This window comes from Winogradskyella pulchriflava (assembly GCF_042434315.1).
In the GTDB taxonomy this organism is placed as follows: Bacteria; Bacteroidota; Bacteroidia; order Flavobacteriales; family Flavobacteriaceae; genus Winogradskyella; species Winogradskyella pulchriflava.
Window position 1 is genome coordinate 142589 of the sequence record NZ_JBHLTQ010000002.1, and the last position, 21289, is coordinate 163877.

A 21289-nucleotide genomic window follows, 5' to 3' on the forward strand; every position below is an offset into this window, starting at 1 on the left:
TTTTCTCAATAAATTTCCTTATACTATAGGTTATGATAACACAAGACAAAAATAAATACGCAGAAGAGTTAACCCATTCCATTCAATACCTAGAAAATTTAGGTTACAATAATATTAAAGCGGATATTGAAGGCTACGAAACTCCTAAATCTTACCTAAAAAAAGGAAGTTCTATTGCTATAACGCCGGATATTGTCGCAGAAAAAGAAGGTAGAAAGCATATCTTTGATTTAAGTTTAAAATCTCAAAAGCCTAGATTATTAAAATCTAAATGGCTGTTTTTGAACACATTAAGCCAAATTAAATCTTATCGTTTTAGATTAATAACTACACGAGGGCATTATAAATTCACAAACGAAACTATAGATGATATTAATCTTGATACTATAAAACTATTAAAGATTTAAAAAAAATTAAAAGTTGTGTAACATTTTATAGTGTTTATACGTATAATTAAAGCAACTTACCGTTGCAAAGCGTTGCACAAATCTTAAAATTAAATGAGACAACTTAAAATTACCAAGCAGGTTACCAACAGGGAAACTGCATCATTAGACAAATACCTACAAGAAATTGGTAAGGTAGATTTAATTACAGCGGATGAAGAGGTAGAATTGGCTCAGCGTATTAAAGCTGGTGACCAAATTGCTTTAGAAAAACTAACTAAAGCTAATTTACGTTTCGTTGTATCCGTAGCAAAACAATACCAAAACCAAGGCTTAACATTACCAGATTTAATTAATGAAGGGAACTTAGGTTTAATCAAGGCAGCACAACGTTTTGATGAAACTCGTGGTTTCAAATTTATATCTTATGCTGTTTGGTGGATTCGTCAATCGATTCTTCAAGCTTTAGCTGAACAATCTCGTATTGTACGTTTGCCATTAAACAAAATTGGTTCTATAAATAAAATTAACAAGACCTTTGCCTTTTTAGAGCAAAGTCATGAACGTCCACCTTCTGCAGAAGAAATTGCTAAGGAATTAGACATGACGATTAACGACGTTAAAGAGTCTATGAAAAACTCAGGGCGTCATGTAAGCATGGATGCACCGTTAGTTGAAGGTGAAGATTCTAACCTATACGATGTACTTCGGAGTGGTGAGTCTCCAAATCCTGATAAAGATTTATTACACGAATCCTTACGTACAGAAATTGAGCGTGCTTTAGAAACTTTAACACCTCGTGAGGCAGACGTTATCCGTTTGTACTTTGGTTTAGGAAATCAACATCCTATGACTTTAGAAGAAATAGGGGAAACATTTGATTTAACTCGTGAGCGCGTAAGACAAATAAAAGAAAAAGCTATTAGAAGGTTAAAACATACCTCTAGAAGCAAAATATTGAAAACATATTTAGGTTAGTTTTTTGTATATTTAACGACCAACCTAATAAAGGTAACAACAGTTACAAAACATAACTGTTCGTTTTTTGATTGATGAAAGAACCCACGGCTGATTACCGTGGGTTCACTTTTTTTATATGCCCATCCCTAATCCCTTCCCAAAAGGAAGGGACCAAACTATCTTATGTACTTCACCAAAATTAGAGCTTTGCATAATGGTCGGTTTCATATTTAAAGTTTACCTTCTCCTTCCTGCTTCCTGCTTCCTGCTTCCTGCTTCCTGCTTCCTGCCAAAACAAAAAATCTTTCCAATTCAAAAAGAGATAAACTTCACATTTTAATTACCTTTGCACAAACTAAAACACAACACCTAAAAATGGCTTCAAAACTAATAGCTCCTTCAATGCTAGCTGCCGATTTTGGCAACCTTCAACGTGATACAGAAATGGTTAACAACAGTGAAGCAGACTGGTTTCACATCGATGTTATGGATGGTCATTTTGTACCTAACATTTCTTACGGAATGCCTGTAATAGCTGCAATTAAAAAGCATGCTACTAAACCATTAGACGTCCATTTAATGATTGAAAAACCTGAGCGTTATATTGAAGAATTCGCAAAAGTAGGTGCAGATATCATAACTGTGCATTATGAATCTACAGTACATTTACACAGAACCCTTAGACAAATTAAAGATGCTGGTTGTAAAGCAGGTATTGTTTTGAATATAACTACGCCAATTTCTGTTTTAGAGGATATTTTACCTGAATGTTATATGATTTTGTTAATGTCCATTAACCCAGGTTTTGGTGGGCAAAAATTTGAAGACGTAACTTATCAAAGAATTAAGAAGCTAAGACAAATGATAGACCAACAAGGGTTAAACACTCGTATTGAAATTGACGGTGGCGTAACCGATAAGAATATCGAAAAATTAGTAGACGCTGGAGCTGATACTTTTGTAGCTGGTAGTCACGTATTTAAAAGTGATAACCCTACAGCTACTATTAAAAAACTAAAAACCTTAGCTAATTCATAAGATTTAAGAAGACTATCCGTCATTACCATAATCATAGTTATAACCGTAATTATAACCATAAGAATTTTTCTGACCAACACCGTTAATCACATAGGCTATGTTCTTTAAACGGCCTGACTCATTAAGTTCTTTTGAGAATTTTAGTAAATTTTTCTCTGTATAATTTGCTCTCGCTATATATATCGTAGCATCAGCTAGGTTCGAAATCAATAATGTATCAGTTACCAAAACTGTTGGTGCTGTATCTACAATAATGTAGTCATACTCATCCCTAGCCTCTTCTATTAATTTTTCAAAACGTCCGTTGGTTAATAAATTAGCTGGATTAGGAGGAATATTACCAGAAAGAATGATATTGTGATGTGGATGTTTATCAAAACCTTTTATGATTGCACTTCTCCAATTAAAATCAGGGTCATATAGATAATCTGATAATCCAAATTTACGCTTATCTTCATTGATAAGTACATGTATTTGTGGGTTTCTTAAATCCGCACCGATTAATAATACCCTTTCATTTATACTGGATAAAGCAAGTGATAAATTAAGACTCACATAAGTTTTACCTTCACCTTTAATACTAGAGGTACAATAAACCACTTTCCCCTTTTTTTCACCTTCAACAGGAGGTAAAATATAGTTGACGTTTGAACTTAGTATTCTAAACGATTCCGCAATTGGAGAAAGGTCATTAGGGTTATCGAAAATAATATCCTTTCGCTTTTTAAAATCAGGTATCTCACCAATAACAGGAATTTTTGAAGATACTTTTATGATATCTTCTTTACTGTTAAGCTTCGTGTTTAGCATAAACATAAGATATAAAACTCCAAATGGTATAAGTAAACCACCAAGTAAAGCACCTGCATACACAATCCTTGGCTTTGGTGAAATAGGATAAGTACCTGACAGGGCTCTCTCTACTATCTTTATTGAAGGCTCTGTAATTGCTAAGTTTATTGCTGCTTCTTCTCGCTTTTGAAGCAAAAGAAGATACAAGCTTTCTTTTATTTTTTGTTGACGCTGAATGGCCTTAAACAATCTTTCTTGTTCTGGTATTTGAGATACTCTACCAGCAAACTTTTGGTTTCTACTTTTAGACTGTCGTAAAGAAGTTTCTAACTGGTTGGTATAGGCTTTTATAGATCTGTTGATATTAGATTTTAAATCTGCTACACGGCTCTCTGCCAATCTTACTGTAGGATTGTTGGCACCTGCGCTACTGACTAGTTTATCTCTGTTTATAACTGCTAAATTATACTCTGATATCAGTGCATTAATACCTGTATTTTCTATACCTATGTTGGCAGGAAGTAAGTCTGATTCTGAATTTGTGTTTAAAGAATTATCTAACAGCTTAGAAAGTGTTAGCTGATTTTGTAATCTAAAAAGTTCTTCTTCTGATTGTGCTCTTTGTTCTAGTCCTAATTCTGCATCAGTAGCTATATCTACGATATTGTTTTTTTCCTTAAAAACTTCTTGGTTTATTTCTATTGAATCTAATTCTTGGGCTAAAAAAACAAAACGTTCTTCTATAAAATCAATAGTGCGCTGAGACACTAATTTTCTATCAGTTATACCATCATCATCAAACACAGTCATAAGTGTGTTTAATATTTTTTCAGAAAGCTCTTTGCTTTCACCTTTAATAGATAGCTTTAATAAATCACTTAAATCACCTATTGCTTCTACTTGTACTTTAGCTTTTAATCCAAGCGCAGTACTTTTGATAGGGTTAAACTTTATAATAAAAACCTTATTTTCTATTTGGCTAAAAGGTATATTTTCGCTTAACTTAATGTTAAAAGGTAAATTGTGGTTTTTATTATATGTAGAATGCTTACTGAATTCAAAATCTTTTTCGGTCGTTAAATTACTTATATGAAAACCATTATTCTCTATTTGCACTTTATAAGACAGTGGCTTAACTATACTATCTGGTAATATAAGCTGTTCAAATTGTAATGGTAGTGTATCAATTTGTGTTGTTTGTATGGTACCTTCTTCATAGAAACTTGTATTTAGGTTTAATTCCCTAACCACACGCTCCATAATGAGATATGAGGTAATAATCTCTATTTCATTTTCTAAGTTAATATTGGTACGCTTAAATATAAATGCGGAGGTTGGTAATTCTAAACCTTCAGACTCGTCTAAAATTTTAATTTTTGAGTAAGTTTCATAAATACGAGGTGCATATCTTAGATACATATAAGCACTTATGAGCATTACTACCAAAGTTATTGCAAACCATGGCCAATAACGTAAATAACGTGCAATCTCTTGTTTTAAATCTACGCTATCCTCTTCTTTAAAGGTGTAATTATTATTTAATTGGTTTTCCATAGTTTACCTCGACAATAATATGGTGATACTAAGTGCTAAAGATGCAATGGTTAAAACTGTACCTACATCACCTACAAACCCAGCATTTTTTACTCTTGGGTTATTTTGATTAACTACTATAACATCGTTTGGTTTAATGAAATAAAATTCGCTATTCATAAACTCAGCTGATGTTAAATCTATATGCGCTACTCTACGCATACCGTCCACTTCCCTTGTAATTAAAACATCATTACGCTGGCCTTTAATCGTTAAATCACCGGCATATCCCAATGCTTGTAGTAACGTAATATTTTGCTCTGTATATGTATATACACCTGGCTTATTAACTTCGCCGAGTACTGTTACTTTAGCATTAACAAGACGTACGTTTACGGTTGGGTTTAACAAATGCCCTTCAGAAATTAATTTATCCCTTATAGCGTTTTCTAATTGTATTGTAGTAAGATTGGCTGTTGAGATTTCTCCAAGAACGGGAAACTTTATGGTATTCTCTAATGAGACCAAATAACCTTCTAATTGTATTACTTGTAAGTTTTGAGGCTGCATCCCTTGAGCACCACTCTTGTTATAGGGTATGGTTGTTTCAGGGTTTAGACTCTCTACTGTTATCTTAAGAATATCATTAGGTTGTATGGTTGCTGTTTGGTAATTGACTTTACCTGTTCCTTCTGTCATTGCATCTTGCATGTACAGTACTTCTTTTTTAGAGGCACATGAGCATGTTAATAACACAATAAAAAGGTATATAGCTTTTGTTTTCATTAAAAAATAATAGTATTTATGGCAAATATAACTGCATTTAAAAGACTTGCAAAAATAAGCCTTATTTAAATTCTAATAGGTAGAAATCTAGGTTAAGTCGTTATTTTTTTAATAAAAATGGTAATGCATATAATATGGAGCCATACATCAATAAACAAACTATTTGTGTATTAAGGTCAAGGTGCAACAGATTAAAAGCAATAGCTACAATTAGTACACTAATACCACAAATTAACAGTGTGGTCGCTAAGTGGCTGTATCCGGTTTTGATAAATTTATGGTGGATGTGATTTTTATCCGCTTTAAATGGGTTTGATTTATGAATTACAATCCTTATAAAAAAGATACGCAATGTATCTATTAGCGGATAAAACAATAACGCAAATGCCAAAGCAGGCGAGGCTCTATAATAGCTAGATGTCTCATCTACTTGCGCCATATTAATAAAACTAATGGTAAAGAATGCCAATAAAAATCCGACGATCATTGAGCCTGTATCGCCCATAAAGATTTTCTTATCTTTTGAAAAATTCAATCTTAGGAAGGCTATTAAAGCACCACACAATGCTATTGCAATGGTTGCTAGACTTAAATCTTGTGCTTTGACAAAAAGATATACAAAGATGCCACTAACACACAAAGCTATTGTACCTGCCAATCCATCCACACCATCAATAAGGTTGTAGGCATTGATTATTAAAATATAAACGAACAATGTAAACCCAATTGATACCCAATACGGTAGGGTGTTAACGTCAAGAATACTAGAAAAGCCTATAATACGTGTGTCTGTAAAAACAATTAATAAGAGAGCCGCAAACAATTGACCGAAAAACTTCTTTTTAGCTGAAAGCACCGTTAAGTCATCCTTTAGACCAAGAAAGAACAGAATGGTTAGTGCGCCCATTACCAATAGTAGCACTTTGGTATTTAAAAATGCACCAACAATGGTCATTACCACAATTAGACTAAAGAAAATACCTATGCCTCCTAGCGTTGGTGTTTTATTAGAATGTAAACTTCTACTGTCTGGCTCATCCATTAAGTGCTTTGTCTTTGCCACATATAGAATAGTCGGAAAGGTTTGATGTGCTATAATAAATGCTAACATAAAAGCACAAATTAACCAAACTACAGCATTATTTTCTGGGGAAAAATTTTCGAGTAATGTTTTTATCATAAAATAGATATTGAAAACATCTTAGAGGAATACTAAGATACAAATTAAAAGTTGAGTTATTGCTTATTTTGGTGAACTTCCAAAATGACCTCAATAATTCTTCTGGCGGTTTTACCATCCCAAAGAGGTATGGTTTGCCCTTCTTTCCATTGTCCTTTAAATAATTTATCTAAGTATTTTTTAATTGCTTTGGGGTTTGTGCCTACTAGTTCGTTGGTGCCTAGTGTAATTGTTTCTGGTCGTTCGGTATTATCTCTAAGTGTCATACACGGTACATTCATTATGGATGCTTCTTCCGTTATACCTCCAGAGTCTGTAATAACCGCTTTTGCTCGTTCTACCAGATAATTAAACTCTAAATAGCTCAAGGGTTCTACAATGTGTAGTCTTGGGTGTTCTATTTCTAGTCTGCTTAAAATCTTTGCCGTTCTAGGATGTACAGGAAAGATGAGCGGCACATCCTTACTATGGGCAATAATCTCATCCATCATTGCTTTTAGTTGTCCTTCTTCATCAACATTTGCTGGTCTATGAAGGGTCATTACAATGTAGGACTGTGGTTTTAATTCTAATTCTGACCATACTTTTGGTGCTCTAAAATTTGGTCTTTGTTTTAGAAGTGTATCTATCATGGTGTTACCCACATAGAAGATTTGATTGTCTTTAACACCACTTTGCTGCAGGTTTATATTTGCCAATTCTGATGTGGTAAAGAAATAATTGGTGATACTATCTGTAACGAGACGGTTTATTTCTTCAGGCATGGTCCAATCGTCGGATCTGATACCGGCTTCCACATGGGCTACTTTGGTATGTAACTTTTGTGCGACCAATGCACATGCCATCGTAGAGGTTACATCACCAACTACCAATACCAAATCTACAGGGTTAGCCATCAACTCTTTTTCGAAGTTAATGAGTATAGCAGCGGTTTGTTCTGCTTGCGTGCCACCACTACATTCCAGATTAACATGAGGTTCAGGAATCGCCAATTGTTCAAAAAAGCTTCCAGACATATTTTTATCATAGTGCTGGCCTGTATGCACTAATCTGTATTCTATTTTTTCACCTTTTTGTTGTGCCACTTCAATGGCATGAATTATTGGTGCAATTTTCATGAAGTTAGGTCTTGCACCTGCAATTATGGTGATTTTACACATATGTATTGATTTGGTTCTTGTTGTATTTATGTTCTAATTTTCAGTACTCAAATATCTATCCCTTTATTCTCATTATAGCATTACAATAATCCCTATTATAGCAAATAAAAACTCATTCTTTATATTTTGTAAGAAAAATCGATAGCATAGTCGAAGGAGAGTCGAAGGAGCGTCGGAGGAGCGTCGAAGGAGCCTCAGAGGAACACCTTTACTCTTTTTAGTCTCTCAATTTTAATCTTATAAATATAAATGCAAAACTACGCATAGTTATTGAATTTAATATTTCCCCAAAATTAAATTAATAAAAAATCTTACCAAGTGAATTTGGCGTTTTATCCTTGAAGGCTGATTGATAAGCCTATAAGCCCACTCTAAATTATTTTTTACCCACCATTGCGGAGCGCGCTTTACATTGCCTGTATATACATCGAAACTTCCGCCTAAACCTTGGTAAACCGCCTGGTGTTGTTTTTGAATACGCTCCATTAACAACTCTTGTTTAGGTGAACCCATAGCGACGAACACGATATCTGGCTTATGTTTTATAATATCTTCAATTAGCGTCTTTTCTTCTGCGTTTGTTTTAATGTAACCGTTTCTATAGTTGCATATATTAATCCCTTTATATTGGGCCTGTAATTGCTTTACCGTGGCTTCAATGACTTCTTGTTTGCCACCTACGAGGTAAAATGACTTGTCTTTATGGTGTTTTTGTACAATGTCTAACCACAGCTCGCACCCAGGAATTTTAACGACCTCTTTGTGCCCTTTTTTTTGCAATGCCCAAACCGCACCAATACCATCTGGGTAGCCCAAATTTCGGTTTATGATTGCCCTACTCTGGTCTGTAGCGTGCAAGATTTTTTCGGCATTAACCGCCACTAAAATCTTTTTATGCTGATAGGCATAGTCTATGAGCTCCTCTCTGGAATTGGGAGCATAGGTAATGACACCATTTAAAGTTTCTGATTTCATGAGGTTGTTATGCTTCTAAATAAAAATGTGCCATAGCGTTAAACATAAAGGCATTGCTCCAGCGCATGTATGGAATTTTAGAACTCATTCCTTTTTTTACCTGATAGTAAAAATACCCTTTTTTGGATTGCATGTTATTTACGGTCCAATCCAAGGTTTTCTCCAGTAGGTCTTCTTGATTTTTGAACTGACTTAATTTTGAAGCCGTAACAATAACCTGAGCCGGACAATGTATGTCTATAGGATAGGTTTTGTTGTGGTAATATTTTGGCTTACCATCCGCTTCAAAAAAATTATCGACGTAATATTTCCAGCCTTTATCTATATATTTTTGAAAAGTTTTATCTCCCGTTTGTTGTTGGTAGGTTTCAATTGCATCTAAATTGAATCCTGTGTGAAAGCTATCTATCCATGATTGAATAGGTAGCAAACCGTAAATCCACGATCCATCTTCATTCTGTAATTGGCATGCTGTATCTACAGCCGTAGCCGCCAAGTTTTTATAGGACTCTTCTTTTGTATAGTGGTACACAAAGCTTAAAATCTTAGCTCCTAATAATGATGCATTGATTACGGTATTGTTTCCGTCCTTGATGCTGTAAGAAAACAGAAAACCATCTTTATGCGGTGTACGAGACAGGTCTTTGAGCACAAAATCCGCTGAGGATTTAATGACCTCCAGAACTTTAGGGTCTTGTGTTATTTTATAACTCTCTACCAAGGCTTCAACCGCAAAAGCCGTTGCCACCACTGTTGGTGTATTTTTTTTGAACAAGAACAGACGTCTGGCTTGCCAATCGAAATTATAGCCCCAACATGCCCCTGAGTAGCCTTCGGCTTTCATGTCTAAAAGCAGTTGGGTGATGTATTTGATGTGTTCTAAAAGCTCTGCTTGTGTACCAAAATCCTTCTTTCCATTAAGGGCTGCCTGATATAGTCTGCAATAGCCTAAAAGAAATAAAGCGATGCCTTTGGAATTGTGCTGTTTGGGTACTAAAAGTACTTTTCTAAAATTTATAGGACTTCGTTTGAATCCTTGAATCCAAGCCAAACGTGCTAAATCCCAATGCTTTAATGGTAGTGCCTGAAAGATTTTAGAGTTCATGCCATCGTAAGGGTCCCAACCTTTGAAGTCTTCGGCTTCACAGTAGGTTTTTAATTTTTGAAAGCTTTTTTTAAATTTTATTGTTGTCAATTCGTTTAGTTTTTGGTAGATAATACAGCATGCCTTTCAAAACATCAAATTTAAGGTCTTTATTTTTAACCTATATACAATTGATAAAATTTAATGTTTGATAAGCTATATTCATTTTTTGCTTGACCAAAAAACGAACCAAAAAAGTCAAGACTGCCGATGCTTTCGCTAAACATTAGGCTCGCTTCGGCACAAAAATAAAGTTTATGAGAAGCTTGAGTGTATTGTTTTCCTATGTTTAATATCTAATACATTATTGTGATTAAAAGCTAACGATTTTTATTCGTCTATTTTCATTGTTTAAGAACTCATGATGTGCTTCGCAGTTGTTTAACCCTTCGCTTCACTGTATGTTTTACGCTCAACCCTCGAAGGTCATTTATTAGCAGAGATTTAAAATCTTCGGCTTCACAGTAGGTTTTTAATTTTTGAAAGCTTTTTTTAAATTTTAATATTGTCAATTCGTTTAGTTTTTGGTAGGGAAGGCTCGTTTTATTTGTTAAATAATTCTCGATACATCCCGATGTAAACGTTCGGGACACTCGAACTGACGATTATTAAATATCAACTTGCGCTCCTCCTTGCTTTACAGATTCTAACACTTTAAAAGATGCTTTGGTAACCGCCACTATTTCCTGAAAAGGGATTGGTGCTTTACCTTCTGCCAATAGTCCGTTTACAAAGGCATTAACCATTTCCTTTTGGCCTTTATTTTGATTTAAGATTTTAGACTTTTTAGGTTTTCCTTTTCCGTAGATTTTTAATTCCTTAAAGTCATTAAGCGTTGCCGACATTCCTGCTGAAAACACCTCAACATATTCCTTAGTCATGGCTTTGGAACCGTTAGCATAGTATGCTACCACTCCTGATGAACCATTTTGAAACTGAATTAAAATATTTAAGGTATCGTTGAGCTGATTCGCATCTGGCAATGCGGATGCCGAAATTTTGGTCGGTAAGCTTCCGTTGAGATAGGTTAAGTAATCTATAAAATGACAAACTTCCCCTAGCACTCTACCTCCACCAATTTCTAAATCCTGAATCCAGTTATCACTAGGAATGGCACCAGCATTAATTCTATATATCATGGTCATTGGATTGTTACCAATGGCCTTTTTTAGCTTTGTAGTTAATGGTGAAAACCTACGGTTAAAACCTACCATTACCGCTTTATTCGCTTTAGCCTGCGCTTCCACAATGGCATTGAGTTCGGTTTCTAAAAGGCATAAAGGCTTTTCTACAAAGACATTTTTATTGGCCTCTAAGCTTTTTAATACATAAGCACCATGAGAGTCATGACGTGTTGCCACAAAAACGGTATTGGTCTTATCGTTTAGTATGTCTGACTCTTCCGTTGCACAAAACTGGAACTTAAATTTTTCTGCTACGCGTTTTGAGGTTGTTCCGGTGTTGGTGAGCACACCTACTCTGCCTACCTCATCCGTTTCCGGAATATTTGGTAATAAATTCCCCTGTGCATAACTCCCAGCACCAATAAATGAAATGTTTATTTTTCCGAGTTTATCGGTTGACGAGGTTGTAATTTTTTCTTTAGTCGCTGTTTTGCTTGTGTCGTATTTTAAAGCGATACCTGTAAAGGGTTCTGTTTTGGATACGACCAAATCAAAGGCTGCTTTAGCATTATCGAACTCAAACTCGTGTGTTGTAAGGTAGCCTATATCGATGCGTTTTGTCGCTATGAGGTTTTGGAAGGCCTCCATATTTCGTTTTTCCGTCCAACGTACATAAGGTAGCGGATAGTCTATGCCTTTTTCTTCGTAGTTAAGGTCGTAACGTCCCGGTCCATAAGAGCATGCCATTTTAAGTTCTAACTCTTTACGGTACCAAAACGGGTCGCGATCAAACCCTGTTGGCACAGCCCCTAAGACTACTACTTTTCCTTTTTTGCGTGCTATTGCGCCTGCAAAGTTTATAGGGTCTAAGCTATCTGTAGCTGCAGCAATAACCACTGCATCTGCACCATAGCCATTGGTAGCATTGAGAATCTGTGTTTCTATACCAGCGGCATTTCTGGTAAATCCTAAATCGACCACCTTATTTTCCACGGCTTGTTGTACTGCCGCTTCAGACACATCAATGCCTATAACCGTAACACCAGACGCCTTAAGAATAAGTGCTGCTAATTGTCCTAATAAGCCTAAACCAATTATGACACAAGACTCACCCAGACGCAAATCTGCCTGGCGCACGCCTTGCATTGCAATTGCTCCCAAAGTGTTATATGCTGCATCTTTAAGATTGGTAGCATCGTTAAGTTTTACACATAGGTTGATTGGCACTGCCACGATTTCCGCATGGTTGGCATAACCAACACCAGCACAGGCTACTTTATCACCAATTTCAAATTCTGTGACTCCTTCGCCTACTTCAATCACTTCACCAGCACAACTGTAACCTAAAGGAGAATAGGCATCCAGTTTTTTCATTACCGCTCTGTAGGTTTGTACAGGGCCTTGCTTTTTTAGTGTGTCTATAACTTGCTTTACTTGTTGCGGACGCTCTTTTGCCTTGCCTATTAAGCTTTTTCTGGCGGCAACAACCGTAGATCCTTCGGTACCTGCGCTTATAATAGAATAATGGTTTTTAACGATGACCATACCTTTTCCTAATTGTGGATAAGGCACTTCTTGAATAATCATATCGCCAGAACCTAGTTTTTGTGTGAGTTGTTGCATTTTATGCCATTAAATTTTTAATTTTCCTATGTAAAATATCACGAGAATATTTTTCCCTAACTAGAACAACTTGCTTTCTTTTAGATTGTATCTCATCATTGCCTAGACTTTGCAAAAGTACATCCAAATCTTCTGAATTAAAATTACATTGCCAACCAATGTTATTTTGAACAACAAAATCAGCGCTATCATTATCTCCTAACACTATAATGGGTAGCATTGCTGCCATATAATCGAATATTTTATTAGGAATAGAAGAGGTTATCATTGGTAACACTCCAATGTGCTTATCCTGAAGAAAATCGATCATTTTATTTCTTTCAATTTTGCCTATAATCTCGACATTAGTAATGTTATTTTGATTTATAAAGTCTATAACATCATTGTATCTTTCGCCAGTACCGTCTTCACCAAGTATCGTTAAATGCAGGTCTGTTCTATTTTTTAATACCTTTAGTATTGGCATTACATCTATTTGGTGCTGTAATTGTGCTACACAAACCAACTTTGTTATTGGCCCGCTGCTGGTTTGTTTTTCAGAGACCTTTTCCCATCTTTTATTTTCCCAACCTAAAGGCACAAAACCAGAAGGAGTATTTTTGGAGTATCTTCTTAACCATAGCTTAAACGATGGTGCCACATGCAGTGCACCCGTATAATGCTTTAGCGAAGGTTTTAAGAACATGTTGCAATACAGTTCAAATATTCTTTTCTTCTTTTTGTTTTCAATTTCCAGAGCATCTGGCCATACGTCTTGAATGTCTAAATAAATTTTTACGCCTCTAAGGATTTTGAGCATTGCCATAAAAAAAATGAGCTCTACAGGTCTTGAAGGCAACAAAATTCTATCATGTTTAGATACTTTAATCAGTAACCTAAAAAAGAGCTTCAAGGAAAAGAAAAAGTTTGAAAGCACTCTTCGTGGTGACACATTAGAATAATAGCCCAATACATTGAGTACTTTTAAGGTGTAGGGTAAGGTTTGTTTAGCCTCTTTAATTTCCTGTTTTGAAAAAAAGCGTTTTTCAGCATGGTAAAAATTAGACGTATAGTACACTACGTCTTCCCCTTCATCATTAAAGAAACTCGCCATATTAGGAAATCTGTTTCCACGTTTGGTGAGAATAGATTCTGTTGGTCCAATGAGATATAGTTTACTTTTTTTCAATTAAGGTTATGTATTTTGCTTCAAAAAGCTTTGTTATTTTTTTTATGTCGAATGTATTGGAATAGTGCTCTGCATTAGCCTCTCTCCTGCTATTGAAATCGGTATTATCTGCACAGTATTGTAAGGCACTTAATATCTCGTCACTATCCTTTACTTTAACAAACAATCCGTTTTCCTTTGGAACAACCAAATCCGCAAGTGCACCAACGTTAGTGGTGATGCAAAACAGACCAGAGGCCAAGGCTTCCAATAAACTGTTAGGGCAACCTTCTGTATAAGATGGCAACACATAAATATGATGGTTAGCATATAGCTTGTATTTTTCTTCACCAGTAATACGTCCTAAAAACTTTACTTTATCTGAAGGGATGTCGTTGGCTTTTAATTTGTCTTTTAATTTTTGAGTATAGCCTGATTTGTTTTCGTGACCCACTATTGAAAATTGAAAAGCCTGTAGTTGTCCCTTATTTTTAAGAGCGATAATTGCATCCATCAATTCCTCTATTCCCTTTAAATCCTGGATTCTACCTAAAAACAGCACTTTTATGGGATTTGGTTCTAGGTTTTTATTTGGTTGTACTATTTGGGATTTATCAATGGCTGTAGTGGTTACTACTATTTCATTAGTCTTTTTGGGCTTGAGGTTAACTAAATCTTGTTTGAATGCCGATGCCAAAACTACTTGTAAGGTGTTTTTTTGATACACCCAGTTGAACAGCTTTCGTTGTATATTGCTATTTGCTATTTTATTGTAGGTTGGTAATTTCCACCCTCTGTAAAAGACCACTACTTTTTTACCCAGTAGTTTTGCCAATACAATTAATAACCCATCCCTTATAAGTGGTACTGGAATTAATGATGGGCTTACCTGAACGATTTTTATTTTTCTATCGCCTATTAGCCTTAATATATACGCTAATACATCCCATAAATAGTAAAAAGGGTATAATAGACGTTTTAGTATTGGGTAATAGAAGAGGTATGCTCTTGAGCCAATAGTGCCATGTTTTAAGACTATGGTATCAGACTCAAAATGCTTAAAAAACAGATTGTAATAATTAACTACACCACCTTCGTGATTAAGTGGGTTGGTGATTATAAGTACTTTGTTTAATGGCATCTCTTCTTAATTGTAAGTATGGTAGTAATGCGAAAAAGTATATTGCATCAGTTGTTTTAAACATACCCGAATAAAAATTTACTAATATGAGTATGACAAACAATGTTAATATAATTGGAGCATTTTTCCTGTCATATTTTCGGTATGAAAAATAGAATTTTAATATCTTAATATATAAAATCAGAATGAGAATAATGCCCACTATCCCATGATTATATAAAAACCCAAATATATCACTATGCGCATGTGTTCTTCTACCAATAGTTCTGTGCGAATCCTCTTGATTTCCGAATCCAAAAAAGTGGTTATCTGAATAGTACCATTCGTTGTACAATCTAGTGTACATCCCAACACGGCCAGAGCCTGCCTTTTCGTTTTCAGGGTCAAATTGGTCTTCAGAAAAGCGATCGTCTATGGTGCTTTTTTGACTTTCAAAAATGTATATACCTGCAAAGCCCAAAGCAAGAAAAATCAATAAGCCTGTAAAAAACTTTTTAAAGCTAAAATCGGTTTTAAGATTACCAAGATAGTACACCAGGTTCCCAATTGCAAACGCTATCATAGCACCTCGCTTTAAAGTTATAAGAATTGCCAGTGCGGAAATAATTATAAAGATTTTATTCTTTTTAAAACCATCGGTGCTCCATAATAAAAATGGATACATAAACAACACTAAATATGAGGCCACATTATAGTCTGTTTCAATATAACCTGTTACGTAAAACATAATAGTGAATACAAAGGCTACGACCACTACCTTTTTTAAAACCTTGATGAAGTCCGTTATGGTAAATACATTTTTATAGGCATATACAAAGAGTATGTTGATTCCAAGTATCCAAAACAGAGTTTTAGAATACAACCAAAAGCCTTCAAAAAAATCTCTATCCGTGAACAAGTAAAAAAATAAAACCAGAGAGAAAAACAAAAAGAATCTAAAGAACTGAAACTTTTTAATGATACTATAGTTTAGAATATTCTCCTTAACTATAAGTACCAACATTACTAACCTTAACGTTCTGGAAATATTTAAAATAAAGGTACTTTCTAATAACTCAGAACTTAAGTCCGTTACTAATAAAAGTGGAAAACCCCATTTTATGAGAATTATTAATAGTCTCAATTATCTATAATTTTAAGTATTTGTTGCAATCTTAAATTGCATAGATTGTTTTTGCAAAACATGCCTTCTTCAAAATCCCAGCTATTGTTCGTTTGGTTATAGCTTAACCTTCCTGGCTTGCCCTTTACCACTAATAACTCCCTGTCGTCCTTTTGTCCAAAATAAGGTTGTATTTCGTTAATAAAATATTCATTTTCACTTGAGATGAATATATCAATGGACACAAACTTAAAAAGGTGTGTTTCTGTAATGTTTTTTACGAGCTCTAAACATTCTATTGGTGGCATCCCATATCCAAAATTCTGTGACCCACTGTGAAACTCTCCATTTTTTAATTTTTCGAAACCAAAATAATAATCACCTATTCTAATTATTCTCCATTCCTTAACATCGCGAATATAGTCTTGCAAAATAATAAAACCATGTTCTTTGTCTAGCTTATGTTTTCTATAACTTCTTACCCCTTTACCAAATACTTTTTTTGTAATACTTTTTAGTTGTGAAGCGCTATTAAGAATCTTAACACCTGAAGCACCAGACCCACTGCTTGCTTTATATACCAATGGGTATGTATAAGATGATGCGAAGTTAAAGACTTCCTGCATATCATAAAAAATATACGATTTGGGATGAGGTAAGTTATTCAGTTTTAGAAAATCTATTGTTCTTAGTTTGCTTTCCCAAATCCACAAGGCATTAAAGTTAGGAAACACAGGTACCGTTCCATTATCTTTAAGAAGTTTCAATCTATTATCAAACATATCTTTCCAAGGTGTGTACTGTACAGATGGTCTTGCTATTAAAACATCTATTGGAGCCGCTTTTAAATCCTCTAACCCATCCTTAGAAAAGAAATCTATAACCTGATACGACACTTTTAGTTCGTTACAAGCCTTTATGAAATTGCTATGCAAGTGCCACTTCTCCTTTAAGATACCAACCGTAAATTTAGAATCCTGAAACTGCTGCTCCTGTTTACTGGTAATATCGATTACTGACTCTATAGCTTTTTTTTCGCGATAATTGAACAGATTAAAGTAGTAGTAAATGATTTTTTTAATCTTTAGAACTAGTTTGCCTTTCATACTACTTCTCTTTTAAGATTGTTTTAATAAGTTCATGATGCGTTTCACAGGTGACAACATTTTTCAGAACACGCTTTCTCTCATTTTTATATACAAAATTAAGCCATGGAAATTTTTCATTTAGTTTTCTCATGACTCTTCCATTTCCATTTAAAATACTGAGGTACGTATTCTTTAGGTCCTTAGAAAGTTTCAACCATTCTTCATGAACATAATTTGGGTTTTCACTCATTTTGTTATTTTGTATGGTAATAGTATCTAAGAGTGATTTTGCCTCCTGAGCATCCATTTTTCTAATCCCAATTTCATCACCGTAAAAACTTTTATGAATGTAAGGTAATAATTCAACATCGGTAGAATTGTCCTCATTAATCACTACTTGGATTAAAAACCCTTTGTATAACCAATCTCGTTTTAGTGGATAAGGGTCAAACACAAAGTTACCTTGACCATAATAAATTTTTCCTTTGTTATAATTTTCGAAAGCACCAGCAATATGCGAGTGTTGACATACCACCATATGGACTCCTTGGTCTATAAAAAATCGACATGTTTTTTGTTGTTGCGGTGTTGGTAAACTGTAGTTTTCCTTTCCGCCATGATATAAAAGTAATATAAAGTCGCTTTTAGGTTTTAGGTTCTGTATTTTATCAACAAAATCCATAATATCCAGTGGGTTAGCCCCTGATTTGCCATGCTCTGCAATTGAAAACTCATGCTCTGCATAACTTAATATTGTAATGGTTTTTCCTTTGATTTCTATTGAGAAAGGTTGGGATGCCTGTTCTATAGTTTCACCAGCACCAGAATAATGTAACCCATACTCTTTTAAAGCATTTATTGTAGTCTGTAACCCTTTGGCACCATGGTCTAAAATGTGATTATTGGCAAGGTTTAAAAAACTAATACCACCCTCTTTAATAGCTTTTAATATCTTGGGATTGTTACCAAAAACAGCACCGCTTTTTTTTATAGGACTTGCCTCTGTAATTAATGGTGTTTCTAGATTGGCTATTGCTAAATCTGCCGACTTTACAATCGGCATGGTATCTGAAAATAATTGCAAAGCATCACCGTCTAAAAAAGCTGTTTCATCTCTTTTAGTTGCACAGATATCTCCTCCAATTACAAGTTTAACCATTGTATTTACCATCTAAAAATGTTTGCGCCCAAGTTTCAAAGGCAAAAAACATCCATAAGTTTTTTAAATCGCTCTTAGAAAACCCTTTATTTTTTTTGTTCCAAATTTTAGATACTTCAGTAAAATTGAAAACTCCCCTACTTTTAATGCCTGGCAATAATTGATCTTCAATTAAATTGAACATATCTGTTTTCAAAAATAAGTCTTTTACCGGCAATGGAAACCCACTTTTATTTCGGTAAACAAAATCTTTATTAAAACGCTTGACTGCCAGCTCTTTTAAAATATGTTTTGTATAGGTATTGGATTTATTTAAATACCTTAAATCATTACATTTTTTTACCAATAAATCACTAGGCAAAGTGGCTACCAACTGCACCATATTTTTATCTAAAAAAGGGACTCTGTTTTCTACAGAATGTGCCATCGTCATTTTGTCTTGTCTATTTAACAGATCTACCATGTAGGTCTTTAAGTCGTATGCAGAAGCTCTTTTAATAAGATCGCCTTGCGTTGGAAACACTGCTTTACGTTGTGCAATTACGTCTTCAATACTATTGGAAACACTAAACTTATCATAATCTTGTAACTGTATGGCAGAGCTGCTCATTATGAAAAAATCTTCGGGTGTTTGCCCTAAGTTATATTTGTTTTGAATCTTATTTCCAATGAGCGGCACTTTAGAATATCCCTTTAGGTTCATATTAAAACGACAGGATAAGTCATGGTATCTTGAATACCCTCCAAACAATTCATCTGCACCTTCACCACTTAATAAAACCGTAACATTCTCCTTTGCTCTTTCTGCAAGTCGCTTAATTCCCAAAGTGTTTGGAATGCTAATCGGTTGGTCTAGATGCCAGGTTGCCTTAAAAAAGTTCTCAAAAGCATATTGGTTGGAATATTGATAACGATGCGAATCTGAATTGGTATGATTGGTAACGTAATTGATAAATTCTTCTTCAGAGTAGTTAGCATCTGAAAACACAATAGAAAAGGTATCCATATTGGCATTAAAGAACTCTCTGGCATAGGTGGTTACTAATGACGAATCTACACCACCAGATAATTGACAACCCACAAGCACATCGCTCAATAATTGGGATTTAATACTCTCCTTGAAAGTTGCATCCAGCACTTCGACAGCATCCTTTAAACTGATGTTGTTTTCTTCCACCATTTTATACGACCAGTATTCCTTAACTTTTACACTGTCTTTGGAAATCTCATAATAATGACCTGGAGGCACTTGCTCAACATTTTTGTATAATGTTCTGTCGTGTGCACAATATCTGAATAACAAATATTCATCGAGATGGTTGGTATTGAGTTCTGCTTTAAACTCAGGATGCTCAGTAAAAGATTTTATTTCTGAAGAAAACATCACAATTTTTGATGTTTTATAAATATACATTGGCTTTATGCCTAATTGGTCTCTTACAATAAAGCTTTTACTTTGCTTTAAATCTACAATTATAAATGCAAACATACCATTGAGCATGTCCAACATTTTATCTATACCATATTCGATATAGAGGTATAATAACACCTCAGAGTCAGTTTTACTTTTAATGGGATGACCTTTGGCAATTAATTCGTCTCTATAAGCCAATGCATTATAGGTTTCACCATTATACGCTAATATATAGTTACCACAATTGGAAATCATGGGTTGGTGTCCTTTTTGTGACAGGTCTAGAATGGAAAGTCTATTGAAACCAATCCCAGCATTAAGGTGGCTAAACTCATCTGTTTGCCCATCAATAACATTAACTTTAGTATCCTTAAACAAAGAAAAGCCCACCATACCTTGGTCGTCAGGACCACGATGCTCCTGAATATCTGTCATTGCTTTTAGCACACGACTATTAAGCGGTTGTCCTTCTAAATTTATAAAACCTGTAAAACCACACATAGCTAAATGATTTTATAATAATTATAGAACGCTTTAATACGTTCGTCTATTAATAAAGGTTCGTGCCCTTGTAGTACATCTGGGTCTGGGTGGTGATTACCTTCAATAGCAACCAATCCCTCTTTGGCAATTACAAAATCCCAACCTATAATCTTTAGCATTGGTAAGTTATTGGCTGCATTAATTATTTGCTCCCTAATGGATTGCCAGTTGGGTATTGTTACACCCTCAATTTTAATGTTTGTATCTGGGTGATGGGTATATCTTATATGTTTTTTAGTTTTTGGATGGGTTGTACAATCGCTCAATGTTCCTGTATCTAAATCTATAGCTGCACTTAATCCACCTTTTGTAAAATTATCTTGTGGAGCTGAAGCTTCAACACCAATTCGCTGTACTGCTCTAGCTATAAAAGCCTTGTTTGTTTTTGGGTCTATCATAGTGACCACACGCATGGTATTGACTGAGGCTTGGTTTAAGGATTTTGAAAAATCGCCAGGTTCTATATACTCCGTAAAAATATAATTGTTTAACGTTTTAAACAATTGGTGCAGTTCTTTATGACTGTACCTTGTTTTGTTATTTAGAATATACTGATTGTCATTTTCTTTTTGGATAATATAAACTCCCTTGCCACCACCGCCTGAAACAATTTTTACCACAAACATCGTCATGGCATCCATTAAATCATCTAAAGTCTTATTGCTATGTGACGAAAAATGTCCATTTATAAAAATTCCGTAGGTTTCTGGCACTTTAATGTATTTGCCAACACATTGTGAGAAAATGAACTTATTTGTGAGTATTTCATTAAAGGGCTCGTTAATCCACCTTGCCATTGAGGTGTTGTAATCACTTAGATAATCTTTATAATTGTGCTTATCTAATTGATAGAGTACATATTTTTCTGCCAAAAATCCTTTTTTCCACAAGCTGAGTTTTTTGAAAAAAGACAACGGAAATTTATCCCTTAAGTCTTTTTTGACAATATTTAATTTAGCACGGTATTTATAATATGTAAATTTCATTAAGGACT

The 21289-nt window shown here is 34.6% G+C and carries 17 protein-coding genes; 3 read left to right on the forward strand and 14 right to left on the reverse strand.

The window, feature by feature from the left end:
• Positions 1-32: 32 nt before the first annotated feature.
• The 3 genes from ACFFGA_RS05805 (at position 33) to rpe (ending at position 2384) form a co-directional block, all read left to right on the forward strand.
• The gene (locus ACFFGA_RS05805; protein WP_386061022.1) at positions 33-407 is read left to right on the forward strand and encodes a hypothetical protein; all 375 of its coding nucleotides are present in this window, start codon (positions 33-35) and stop codon (positions 405-407) included.
• Positions 408-500: 93 nt separating this feature from the next.
• Positions 501-1364, forward strand: coding sequence for a sigma-70 family RNA polymerase sigma factor (locus ACFFGA_RS05810; protein WP_094967995.1), 864 nt, complete (start codon positions 501-503; stop codon positions 1362-1364).
• Positions 1365-1721: 357 nt separating this feature from the next.
• Complete coding sequence (rpe, locus tag ACFFGA_RS05815; protein ID WP_386061025.1) at positions 1722-2384, forward strand: ribulose-phosphate 3-epimerase; 663 nt, start codon at positions 1722-1724, stop codon at positions 2382-2384.
• A gap of 12 nt (positions 2385-2396) precedes the next feature.
• Here rpe and ACFFGA_RS05820 read toward each other — a convergent pair whose 3' ends face one another.
• From ACFFGA_RS05820 to ACFFGA_RS05885, 14 genes are all read right to left on the reverse strand, one after another.
• Entirely contained in the window at positions 2397-4730 is a 2334-nt protein-coding gene (locus ACFFGA_RS05820) for a GumC family protein (protein ID WP_386061028.1), read from the reverse strand.
• Between the two features lie 3 nt (positions 4731-4733).
• A complete protein-coding gene (locus tag ACFFGA_RS05825) occupies positions 4734-5495 on the reverse strand; it encodes a polysaccharide biosynthesis/export family protein (protein WP_386061030.1) in 762 nt (253 codons plus the stop codon).
• Positions 5496-5595: 100 nt separating this feature from the next.
• Positions 5596-6675, reverse strand: a complete 1080-nt coding sequence (locus ACFFGA_RS05830) for an MraY family glycosyltransferase (protein WP_386061033.1) — start codon at positions 6673-6675, stop codon at positions 5596-5598.
• A 56-nt stretch (positions 6676-6731) separates the two neighbouring features.
• Positions 6732-7835 carry a non-hydrolyzing UDP-N-acetylglucosamine 2-epimerase gene (gene wecB, locus ACFFGA_RS05835; RefSeq protein WP_386061035.1) on the reverse strand — a complete coding sequence of 368 codons (1104 nt, stop codon included), beginning with the start codon at positions 7833-7835 and terminating at the stop codon, positions 6732-6734.
• Between the two features lie 276 nt (positions 7836-8111).
• On the reverse strand, positions 8112-8810 hold the full coding sequence (locus tag ACFFGA_RS05840; protein WP_386061038.1) for a WecB/TagA/CpsF family glycosyltransferase: 699 nt from the start codon (positions 8808-8810) through the stop codon (positions 8112-8114).
• Positions 8811-8817: 7 nt separating this feature from the next.
• Positions 8818-10005 (reverse strand): delta-aminolevulinic acid dehydratase, encoded by a 1188-nt coding sequence (locus tag ACFFGA_RS05845; RefSeq protein WP_386061041.1) that lies wholly within the window; start codon positions 10003-10005, stop codon positions 8818-8820.
• Between the two features lie 557 nt (positions 10006-10562).
• Positions 10563-12701: a bi-domain-containing oxidoreductase gene (locus tag ACFFGA_RS05850; RefSeq protein ID WP_386061043.1), complete on the reverse strand. Its 2139-nt coding sequence runs from the start codon at positions 12699-12701 to the stop codon at positions 10563-10565.
• Position 12702: 1 nt separating this feature from the next.
• Positions 12703-13869 (reverse strand): glycosyltransferase, encoded by a 1167-nt coding sequence (locus tag ACFFGA_RS05855; RefSeq protein ID WP_386061046.1) that lies wholly within the window; start codon positions 13867-13869, stop codon positions 12703-12705.
• Entirely contained in the window at positions 13856-14989 is a 1134-nt protein-coding gene (locus ACFFGA_RS05860; protein ID WP_386061049.1) for a glycosyltransferase family 4 protein, read from the reverse strand. The genes ACFFGA_RS05855 and ACFFGA_RS05860 overlap by 14 nt, the downstream gene beginning before the upstream one ends.
• On the reverse strand, positions 14949-16112 hold the full coding sequence (locus tag ACFFGA_RS05865; protein WP_386061052.1) for an O-antigen ligase family protein: 1164 nt from the start codon (positions 16110-16112) through the stop codon (positions 14949-14951). The genes ACFFGA_RS05860 and ACFFGA_RS05865 overlap by 41 nt, the downstream gene beginning before the upstream one ends.
• On the reverse strand, positions 16109-17197 hold the full coding sequence (locus ACFFGA_RS05870) for an ATP-grasp domain-containing protein (RefSeq protein ID WP_386061054.1): 1089 nt from the start codon (positions 17195-17197) through the stop codon (positions 16109-16111). Before ACFFGA_RS05870 ends, ACFFGA_RS05865 begins: the two co-directional genes overlap by 4 nt.
• Position 17198: 1 nt before the next feature.
• Entirely contained in the window at positions 17199-18338 is a 1140-nt protein-coding gene (locus ACFFGA_RS05875; protein WP_386061057.1) for a CapA family protein, read from the reverse strand.
• Positions 18331-20253, reverse strand: coding sequence for an asparagine synthase (glutamine-hydrolyzing) (gene asnB / locus ACFFGA_RS05880; protein WP_386061059.1), 1923 nt, complete (start codon positions 20251-20253; stop codon positions 18331-18333). Before asnB ends, ACFFGA_RS05875 begins: the two co-directional genes overlap by 8 nt.
• A 2-nt stretch (positions 20254-20255) precedes the next feature.
• Positions 20256-21281, reverse strand: coding sequence for a sugar-transfer associated ATP-grasp domain-containing protein (locus ACFFGA_RS05885; protein WP_386061062.1), 1026 nt, complete (start codon positions 21279-21281; stop codon positions 20256-20258).
• Between the last annotated feature and the right edge of the window lie 8 nt (positions 21282-21289).